The organism is Streptomyces sp. S6, from assembly GCF_054880855.1.
Genome location: NZ_JBTYMC010000256.1, coordinates 1 through 9678, shown reverse-complemented (window position 1 = coordinate 9678; position 9678 = coordinate 1). Strand labels below are relative to the sequence as shown.

Genomic DNA, 9678 nt, shown 5'->3' with positions numbered 1-9678 from the left:
GGGCCACCGGGCGGCGGCGCGGGGCCCGGAGGCGCGTCTGCCGGGTCCGGGCGCGGCGGGGTCCTACGGTGAGAGGACGAACGCCCGTCCGCAGTCCCGGGGAGCCCCCATGCGCATCCACCTGACCAACGTCTTCGTCGACGACCAGGAGAAGGCCCACCGCTTCTACACCGACGTCCTCGGCTTCGTGACGGGACACGACGTCCCGGTGGGCGCGGACCGCTGGCTGACCGTCGTCTCCGCCGACACGCCCGGCGGCCCCGAGCTCCTCCTCGAACCCTCCGGACACCCCGCCGTCGGCCCCTACAAGGCGGCCCTGTTCGCGGACGGCATCCCGGCGGCCTCGTTCGCCGTGGACGACGTGCGTGCCGAGTTCGCGCGGCTGTCGGCGCTCGGAGTGCGGTTCGCACAAGAGCCGGTGGACGCGGGTCCGGTCGTCGTCGCGGTGCTGGACGACACGTGCGGCAACCTGATCCAGCTCATGCAGACGAAGTAGGGCCGGGCCGCGCGGGGTGCGCGCGGCCCGGCCCCTCATGTCACCAGGTCACCCCGACGGTCACCTGTGCCGGAACCACGACATCGAGGCGAGCGCCCTGTCGTCGTAGCCGAACAGCGCCTGGTTCTCCCAGCCGTTGCCGGAGGAGGCGTCGGCGGGGTCCCAGCCGTTGCCGGGGACGGCGGTCCAGGTCGCCTCCCAGTAGAAGACGCCCAGGCCACGGCCGTTCGGGACGGCTTCGACGATGCTCGCGACGTCGTTCATCCACCGGGTCTGGCCGGCGACCGTGGCCGGGTAGCCGCTCACCAGTTCGCTGGTCAGGTCGATCTGGTTCTCCAGCGCGTCGTCCTGGGCGAGCGTGAACGGGTACGCCGTCTCGGCGACGAACACGGGCTTGCCGTAGCGGGACGCCGCGTCGTCCAGGGTCGTCTGGAAGTCGGAGAGCGGGCCGTGCCAGTAGCCGTAGTACGACAGTCCGATCGCGTCGAACCGCACGCCGTTCGAGACGGCGTTGTCGAACCACCAGCGTGTCCCGGACAGGTCGCCGCCCTTGGCGAGGTGCAGGGCGACCGGGGTGGACGTGTTGACCGCCTTGACGGCGTCGTATCCACTGTTGAGCAGTCCGGCGAGTTGGGGCCAGTTGCTGGTGGATCCCTCGTTCCACAGCATGCCGCCGTTGATCTCGTTGCCCACCTGGACCATGTCGGCGGTGGTGCCCTGTGTTTTCAACGCGTTCAACACGTCGAACGTGTGGTTGTACACGTCCGTCTTGAGTTGACTGTATGTATGGCCCACCCATGCGGCCGGCTTGGACTGGGCGCCCGGGTCGGCCCACTTGTCCGAGTAGTGGAAGTCGACCAGCAGTTTCATGCCGGACGCCTTGATCCGCTTGGCCAGGGCCAGGACGTGCGCCTTGTCGTTGTAGCCGTCGGCGGGGTTCACCCAGACCTTGAGGCGCGCATAGTTCATGCCGGCGTTCTTCAGGATGCCGATCGCGTCGCCGCTGGTGCCGGAGGCGTTCTTGTAGACGCCGCCCTTGGCCTCGCTCTTGGCGAGGGAGGAGATGTCGGAACCATGGATCGCCGTACCGGTGGTCCCTGCACTGAACGTCAGGTCGTCAACATTGATCCAGTTCCCGGCGTTCGCGTCACTGTTGATGCTGATGGTGCACTGGTTGTTGCTCACATTGACCGGCGTGACAATACGGATCCAGCCACTGGACGACACCGGGATGTCTGTACGCTGCTCGGCGCTCCCGCAATTCTTGAGCGCTATGTACGCCGCGTTCTGCCCACCGCCGGACCGCACCCACGCGGTCAACGTGTACGCGCCGTTGGTCAACCCGGACAGGAACTGGTACGTCTCCACCTTGTACGCGGAGGACGCCCACTGCGTGAGCCGGTAGCCCCCGCTGTGCCCGCCGGCCTCGGTGAAGGAGGCGGAGTTCTGCCCGCCCGCCGAGAAGGTGGACCAGCCGGCGGGGTTCGCGGTGCCGGTGCCGCCGGACTCGAAGCCGCCGTTGGTGAGCATGGCGGCGGCGCTCGCGGTCTGCGCGGGCAGGGCGGTGAGGGCGAGGCCCGCCGCCAGCGGCGGCAGGAGGGCCCGGAGTGTGCGTCTGGGATGGAACATCGTCGTCCGTCGTCCCTTCGACGTGATGGGGGTGGGGCCCCCTCCGCCCGCGGCTCGCGGCTCCACGGGCGAAGGGGGAGTCTGGGGGCGGGTCAGCCGTCGAGGCGGACGACCCGTACGGCACTGGCGGGCACGGACAGGTGTCCGCCGGCCCGCTCGCCCGTCAGGAGTTCGGTGCCGGAGGACACCAGCGCCACCTTGACGTCGGCGCCGGTGTGGTTGATCGCGAAGAGGAAGTCCGCGCTCTCCCCGGAGCGGCGCACCACCTCGACGTCGCGGGGCAGGTCGCGCGGCGTGATCCGGGCGTCGTCGCAGGCGTGGGCGAGGAGCGTGTCGAGACCGCCCTCGCCGAGGCGGGTGGAGACGTACCAGGCCGTGCCGTCGCCGAGGCGGTGCCGGGTGACGGCAGGGCGGCCCGCGGCGAGGCCGTCGGCGAACGTCCACACCGTCTCGGCGCCGCGCGGGACGACGAACTCGCTCCACACGTCCCCGGTCAGCTCGGCGCCGTCCGCGCCGGTCAGCCGTACCGTCTCCCCGGCGAGCAGCGGCGAGAACTCCTCGACGGTGAGCCCGAGGACGTCGCGCAGGGCGCCGGGGTAGGCGCCGTCGTGGACGGCGTCGTGCTCGTCGACGATGCCGGAGAAGAAGGAGACGACGAGGGTGCCGCCGCCCTCGACGTAGGCGCGGAGGTTGTCCCCGGCGGCCCGGGTCATCAGGTAGAGGGCGGGGACGACGACGAGGGGGTAGGACGACAGGTCGGACTCGGGGTGGGCGAAGTCGACGGTGAGGTGGCGGTCGTACAGGGCCTCGTAGAACGCGTCGGCGCGCTCGCGCGGGTCGGCGTCCTCGCTGGGGCGCCAGGCGAGGTTCTGCGCCCACCAGGAGTGCCAGTCCCACAGGACGGCGACGTCGGCCTCGGTGCGGGAGCCCTTGATCGACGCCAACGAGTCGAGGGACGCGCCGAGTTCGACGACCTCGCGCCAGACGCGGGTGTCGGTGCCGCCGTGCGGGACCATCGCGGAGTGGAACTTCTCGGCGCCGCGCCGGGACTGCCGCCACTGGAAGAACATGGCGCCCTCGGAGCCCCGGGCGACGTGCGCGAGGGAGTTGCGGGCCATCTGGCCGGGCGCCTTGGCGGGGTTGCGCGGCTGCCAGTTGATGCCCGAGGTGGAGTGCTCCAGGAGGATCCAGGGGGCGCCGTCGCCGACGGAGCGGGTGAGGTCGGCGGCCATCGCGAGGTTGACGTGGGTGCGGCGGCCGTCGGTGATCAGGTAGTGGTCGTTGGAGACGATGTCGACCTCGCGGCCCCAGGCCCAGTAGTCCACGGAGTCGCACTGGCTGAGGGCGGTCATGAAGTTCGTCGTCACCGGGATGCCCGGCGCGAGGCGGTGCAGGATGTCGCGCTCCATGCGGAAGTTCTCGCGCATCGTGGCGTCCGCGAACCGCTTGTAGTCGAGGGCCTGGCCGGGGTTGCCGACGGTCGGCGCGGTGCGCGGCGGGGTGATGTCGTCGAAGCTCGCGTAGCGCTGGCCCCAGAAGGCGGTGCCCCAGGCGGTGTTGACGGCCTCGATCGTGCCGTGGGTGTCCGCCAGCCAGCGGCGGAAGTGGGCGGCGCAGGAGTCGCAGTAGCAGGCGGAGACGGGGACGCCGTACTCGTTGTGGACGTGCCACATCGCGAGCGCCGGGTGGGCGGCGTAGCGCTCGGCGAGCTTGGTGGTGATGGTCGCGGCGGCGGCGCGGTAGTCGGTGTTGCTGTGGCAGATGGCGCCGCGGGAGCCGAAGGCGTGTCGGACGCCGTCGGCGGTGACCGGGAGGGCCTCGGGGTGGGCGCGGTAGAACCAGGCGGGCGGGACGACGGTGGGGGTGCCGAGGTCGACGCGGATGCCGTTCTCGTGCAGCAGGCCGAGGATCCGGTCCAGCCAGCCGAAGTCGTACTCGCCGGGGGAGGGTTCCAGGAGGGCCCAGGAGAAGATGCCGACGCTCACCATCGTGACGCCGGCCTCGCGCATCAGACGGACGTCGTCCTGCCAGACGGTTTCCGGCCACTGCTCGGGGTTGTAGTCCCCACCGAAGGCGAGCCGGGTGAGGCCCTGGGGGTTGGTCTCCGGCATGTGGATCTCTCCCGTTCAAGCGTTCATTTGGGAACGTTCACAGACGGCTGCGGCGTTCAGAGCCCAACATAACCGCACAGCAACAACCATTGACAAGTGTCCGGGATGTTTCTCTACTGTGAACGCTCACAGAAGCGTGACAGGCCCCTGCGCGAGGCAGGAGCCCAGGTCAGGGGAGAGTTCCATGCCGAACACGAAGCGCCGTCGCCTCGTGGCAACCGCCATCGCCACCGCCCTCGGCGCCACCGCGCTCGCCGCGTGCGGATCGTCCGACGACGGCGGGTCCGAGTCGTCCGGTCCGGTCTCGTTGACGTACTGGACGTGGACGCCCGGCATGGACAAGGTCGTGGGGCTCTGGAACGACGGCCCCGGCAAGAAGGACCAGATCAAGGTCACCGTCCAGAAGCAGGCGTCCGGCGACGACCTGGTGGCCAAGATCCTCACCGCGCACAAGGCGGGCAACGGCCCCGACCTGGTGCAGGCCGAGTACCAGGCGCTGCCGACGCTGGTCTCCAACGACGCCCTCGCCGACATAGCCGGGAACGTCGGTGACGCGAAGGCCAAGTTCGCCGACGGCGTCTGGCAGCAGACCACGCTCGGCACGGACGCCGTCTACGCGATCCCCCAGGACATCGGGCCGATGATGTTCTACTACCGCGCGGACCTCTTCAAGCAGTACGGCCTGACCGTCCCCGTCACCTGGGAGCAGTTCGCCGAGACGGCCCGCGCGCTGAAGAAGAAGGCTCCGGACACCGACCTGACGACGTTCTCCGCGAACGACTCCGGCCTCTTCGCGGGCCTCGCCCAGCAGGCCGGCGCCAAGTGGTGGACGACCTCCGGGAACAAGTGGAAGGTCGGCATCGACGACGCGGCGACGAAGAAGGTCGCCGACTTCTGGGGCGGCCTCGTCAAGGAGGGCGCGATCGACAACCAGCCGATGTACACGCCCGCCTGGAACAAGGCCCTCGACACCGGCAAGCAGATCGCCTGGGTCTCCGCCGTGTGGGCGCCCGGCACGCTCTCCTCCGCCGCCCCCTCCACCAAGGGCAAGTGGGCCGCCGCCCCGCTCCCCCAGTGGTCCGCGAGCGAGAACTCCACCGGCAGCTGGGGCGGTTCGTCCACCGGCGTGACGACCGACTCGAAGCACAAGAAGGCCGCCGCGAAGTTCGCCGCCTGGCTGAACACGGACGGCGACGCCCTCAACGCGCTCGCCAAAGAGGGCGGCATCTACCCGGCGTCGACCTCCGCGCAGCTCTCCGGCGCCTTCCTGAACCCGCCGGCGTACTTCGCGAACCAGCCCGACTTCTACAAGGTCGCCGCGAAGGTCGCCAGGACGACGGCGCCCTCGGCCTGGGGCCCCAACGTGAACGTCGCCTACACCACGTTCAAGGACGCGTTCGCCGCCGCGGCGAAGAACAAGTCGGACTTCTCCGCCGCGCTGGCGAAGATGCAGTCGGACACTGTCGCCGACATGAAGAAGCAGGGCTTCGAGGTCTCCCGGTGACCACCGCACGCCGACGGTCGCACGGGGTCAGGCCGGCCCCGTACGGCTTCCTCCTCCCCGGCATCGTCCTGTTCGCCCTGTTCTTCGCGCTGCCCATCGGGTACGCCGTCTACCTCAGCTTCCGCAAGGTCCACGTCTCCGGCCTCGGCCTCGGCTCCGGGGCCCGGAAAGAGATCTGGGCCGGGCTGGAGAACTACACCGACGCTATGTCCGACAGCGAGTTGCTGCACGGCGCGCTGCGTGTCGTCGGGTACGGCATGATCGTCGTCCCCGTGATGCTGGGCCTCGCGCTGCTGTTCGCGCTGATGCTGGACGCGGACAAGGTGCGGTTCACGCCGTTCACGCGGCTCGCGATCTTCCTGCCGTACGCGATCCCCGGTGTCGTCGCCGCGCTGCTGTGGGGGTTCCTGTACCTGCCGGACGTCAGCCCGTTCTACTGGGTGCTCGACAAGCTGGGGATGCCGCAGCCGGATCTGCTGGACGGCGGGCCGCTGTACCTCGCGCTGTCGAACATCGCGGTGTGGGGCGGCACCGGCTTCAACATGATCGTCATCTACACGGCGCTCCAGGCGATCCCCGCCGAGGTGTACGAGGCGGCGAAGCTCGACGGGGCGACGCCGCTCCAGATCGCGCTCAGGATCAAGATCCCGATGGTGGCGCCGTCGCTGGTGCTGACGTTCTTCTTCTCGATCATCGCCACGCTCCAGGTGTTCAACGAACCGATGACCCTCAAACCACTCACCAACTCCGTGTCCACGACGTGGAGTCCGCTGATGAAGGTGTACCAGGACGCCTTCGGCAACGGTGACGTCTACCGGGCCGCGGCACAGGCCGTGATCATCGCGTTCGTCACGCTGGTGCTCTCCTTCGGCTTCCTGCGCGCCGCGAACCGCCGTTCCGAGCAGGAGGGGGGAACCCGATGAGTTCTCTTGCCGTCCAGAAGATCCCCTCGGCCACCGGGACGACGGGCACAGCCCGCAAAAGGCCGCCGCTGCGCCGCCGGATCGCGCTGGTCCCGACGGTCACCCTGCTGATCGGGGCGCTGTACTGCCTGCTGCCGGTCGCCTGGGTGGTCGTCGCGTCCACCAAGTCCGGCAGCGAACTCTTCTCCACGTTCACGTTCTGGCCGGGTTCGGGACTCGCCGACAACGTCAAGGAGTTGAGCGCCTACCGGGGCGGCGTCTACTGGCAGTGGATGGCCAACTCCGCCCTCTACGCCGGGTTCGGCGCACTCCTGTCGACGGCCGTGTCCGCGTTCAGCGGGTACGCGCTGGCCGTCTACCGGTTCCCGGGCCGCGAGTCGATGTTCGGCGTCCTGCTCGCGGGGGTCCTCATGCCGCCGGTCATCCTCGCCATCCCGCAGTACCTGCTGATGGCGAAAGCCGGCGTCACCGACTCCTACGTCTCGGTGCTGCTCCCCCAGATCCTCTCCCCCTACGGCGTCTACCTGGCCCGCATCTACGCCAGCGCGGCCGTCCCCGCGGACGTCGTCGAGGCGGGGCGGATGGACGGCGCGAGCGAGTGGCGGATCTTCACCCGGATCGCGCTGCCGATGATGGTGCCCGGTCTCGTGACCGTGTTCCTGTTCCAGTTCGTCGCGATCTGGAACAACTTCCTGCTGCCGTACATCATGCTCAGCGACGACACCAAGTTCCCCATCACCCTCGGCCTGTTCACGCTCCTGAAGCAGGGCGCGGCGGCTCCCGCGCTGTACACGCTGGTGATCACCGGCGCGTTCCTCGCGGTGCTTCCGCTGGTCGCACTCTTCCTGGTCATCCAGCGGTTCTGGAGCCTGGATCTGCTCTCCGGAGCCGTAAAGTCATGACCATGAGCACTTCGGGGGCCAGGCGCAAGCCGCCGACCATCCACGACGTGGCGCGGGAGGCCGGTGTCTCGCGGGGCACCGTCTCACGGGTCCTCAACGGCGGCCACTACGTGAGCCCTTCGGCACAGGAGGCCGTCAACGCCGCGATCCGCAGGACGGGTTACGTCGTCAACCGGCACGCCCGCTCCCTGATCACCGGCCGCTCCGACTCCGTCGGCTTCCTGCTGACGGAGCCTCAGGAACGGTTCTTCGAGGACCCCAACTTCAATGTCCTGCTGCGGGGTTGCACCCAGGCGCTGGCCGCGCACGACGTGCCGCTGCTGCTGATGCTGGCGGCGACGGAGGACGAACGGCGGCGCATCATGCGCTACATCACCGCCGGGCACGTCGACGGGGTGCTCCTCGTCTCCAGCCACTCCGGCGACCCGATCGCCCAGGAGCTGCGCGAGGCGGGCGTCCCGCTCGTCGCCTGCGGCAAGCCGATCGGCATCGGCTCCAAGGTGTCGTACGTCGCCGCCGACGACCGGGACGGCGCCCGCGACATGGTCCGCCATCTCCTCGCCCTCGGCCGGCGCCACGTCGGCGTCGTCACCGGGCCGCTGGACACACCGGGCGGTGTGGAGCGGCTCGCCGGGTACCGGGAGGTCCTCGCGGAGGCCGGTATCGCGTACGACGAGCGGCTCGTCGTCTCCGGGGACTACAGCCGGGCCAGCGGTGCGGCGGGGGCGCGGGCGCTGCTGGAGCGGGTGCCCGACGTGGACGCCGTGTTCGTCGCGTCCGACCTGATGGCGCAGGGCGTGCTGACCGCGCTGCGGGAGGCGGGGCGCCGGGTGCCGCAGGACGTGGCCGTGGGCGGGTTCGACGACTCGCCGGCCGCCGTCTCCGCCTCGCCCGCGCTGACGACGATCCGGCAGCCGTGGGACCGGATCAGCGGCGAGATGGTGCGGGTGCTGCTCGCGCAGATCGGCGGGGAGGATCCGGCGGCGGTGATCCTGCCGACGGAGCTGGTGAAGCGGGACTCGACGTGAGCTTGTTCTTTATCTACCAAGACCGGCCAGGTCTGCCGATGGCCTTGAGGGTCTCGGGACGTTTGACGGTTTTACCGACGTCGTAGCGGGGTGCGGGATGGCGGTTTTTGGTCCCGGGCGGCCGTCCGGGACCGGCGCCGCGGGGTTGGGGAACACGGGCCGGGCAGAGCAGGTGGGCTCGGATGTTCCTGAACCCCCGGCGGACCCGGGCCGGGGTGAGGCGTTCGGGCTTGGCCGGCTTCTCCCAGGGCCGGCGGAGGTCGGCGGCCAGCGGCCTGGCGAGGCGGAGCTGGGTGTGGGCGACGACCACGCAATGCCGCGAAGTTAAGGGCCCGGAGGGGATGTCAAGCGGTTCGCAGAAGTTGATGTAGAAGGGCGGGGCCCCGCGTAGGACGGATGTCGACCAAGACCACGTCCTTGCATGAAGGAGCCCCGCTTGCTGGTTCAGTCTGGCATGCCCCATCTCGGTCGACACGGCGGTCAAGAAGTCTTTGCGCCGGGGCACTTGGGAGAGTTGACGCAGGTCGTGCCCCCGGAGTTGGTTGACGCGATTCTGGAGGAGACCGGAGCGCGGGAGCGACGGCTGCGATATCTTCCCTCCCGGGTCGGCGTGTACTTCGTTCTGGCTTTGGGGTTGTTCGAGCATCTGGGCGCCCGACTCGTGTGGACCAAGCTGGTCGCGGGGCTGACCGCCCGCGTCCCCGAGCCTTCCGAGAAGGCGCTTCGTGACCTGCGCCGGCGCATCGGCCCGGCGCCGGTCAAGCGGCTCTTCGAGGTGTTGGCGGGGCCGCTGGCCCAGCCGTCCACTCCTGGGGTGAGTTACCGACGCTGGCGGACGGTCGCCTTTGACGGGTGCAGCAGCCTGATCGTCCCCGACCATGAACGGAACTGGTCCTGGCTCGGCCGCCCCGCCAGCCGGCTCGGCCAGGCGGGATATCCCAGACTGATGCTGATGACACTGTGCGAGACCGGAATGAAGTTCCCCCCGCGAACTGGACAGCGGGTGTTTACGCTGCCGGGACGAGGTTCTGACTGAGCAAGGATCTCGTTTCGAGGGGGGTGACGTACCCGTAGTCGGGGTGCCG

Annotated in this window: 7 protein-coding genes and 2 pseudogenes; 6 read left to right on the top strand and 3 right to left on the bottom strand. The window is 69.6% G+C overall.

Annotation, left to right across the window (positions count from 1 at the left end; translation table 11 throughout):
• The first annotated feature begins 109 nt into the window (after positions 1-109).
• A complete protein-coding gene (locus ACVNF4_RS27055) occupies positions 110-496 on the top strand; it encodes a VOC family protein (protein WP_461805490.1) in 387 nt (128 codons plus the stop codon).
• 60 nt (positions 497-556) lie between these two features.
• Here ACVNF4_RS27055 and ACVNF4_RS27050 read toward each other — a convergent pair whose 3' ends face one another.
• Both ACVNF4_RS27050 and ACVNF4_RS27045 read right to left on the bottom strand, forming a co-directional pair.
• Positions 557-2125, bottom strand: coding sequence for a glycosyl hydrolase 53 family protein (locus ACVNF4_RS27050; protein ID WP_461805489.1), 1569 nt, complete (start codon positions 2123-2125; stop codon positions 557-559).
• A 92-nt stretch (positions 2126-2217) separates the two neighbouring features.
• Positions 2218-4236: a beta-galactosidase gene (locus tag ACVNF4_RS27045; RefSeq protein ID WP_461805488.1), complete on the bottom strand. Its 2019-nt coding sequence runs from the start codon at positions 4234-4236 to the stop codon at positions 2218-2220.
• Between the two features lie 184 nt (positions 4237-4420).
• Here ACVNF4_RS27045 and ACVNF4_RS27040 point away from each other — a divergent pair, with 184 nt between their 5' ends.
• The 4 genes from ACVNF4_RS27040 to ACVNF4_RS27025 are packed head-to-tail and all read left to right on the top strand — an operon-like array spanning position 4421 to position 8593.
• The gene (locus ACVNF4_RS27040; RefSeq protein WP_461805487.1) at positions 4421-5740 is read left to right on the top strand and encodes an ABC transporter substrate-binding protein; all 1320 of its coding nucleotides are present in this window, start codon (positions 4421-4423) and stop codon (positions 5738-5740) included.
• On the top strand, positions 5737-6663 hold the full coding sequence (locus ACVNF4_RS27035; RefSeq protein WP_461805486.1) for a carbohydrate ABC transporter permease: 927 nt from the start codon (positions 5737-5739) through the stop codon (positions 6661-6663). The genes ACVNF4_RS27040 and ACVNF4_RS27035 overlap by 4 nt, the downstream gene beginning before the upstream one ends.
• Entirely contained in the window at positions 6660-7565 is a 906-nt protein-coding gene (locus ACVNF4_RS27030) for a carbohydrate ABC transporter permease (protein WP_461805485.1), read from the top strand. The genes ACVNF4_RS27035 and ACVNF4_RS27030 overlap by 4 nt, the downstream gene beginning before the upstream one ends.
• The gene (locus ACVNF4_RS27025) at positions 7562-8593 is read left to right on the top strand and encodes a LacI family DNA-binding transcriptional regulator (RefSeq protein ID WP_461805484.1); all 1032 of its coding nucleotides are present in this window, start codon (positions 7562-7564) and stop codon (positions 8591-8593) included. The genes ACVNF4_RS27030 and ACVNF4_RS27025 overlap by 4 nt, the downstream gene beginning before the upstream one ends.
• 13 nt (positions 8594-8606) lie before the next feature.
• Here ACVNF4_RS27025 and ACVNF4_RS27020 read toward each other — a convergent pair.
• Positions 8607-8903, bottom strand: a pseudogene (locus ACVNF4_RS27020) (NF041680 family putative transposase); the annotation flags it as partial.
• 144 nt (positions 8904-9047) lie between these two features.
• On the opposite strand from ACVNF4_RS27020, the pseudogene ACVNF4_RS27015 reads away from it, so the two are divergent.
• Positions 9048-9572: pseudogene (locus ACVNF4_RS27015) on the top strand (transposase domain-containing protein); the annotation flags it as partial.
• Positions 9573-9678: the final 106 nt, after the last annotated feature.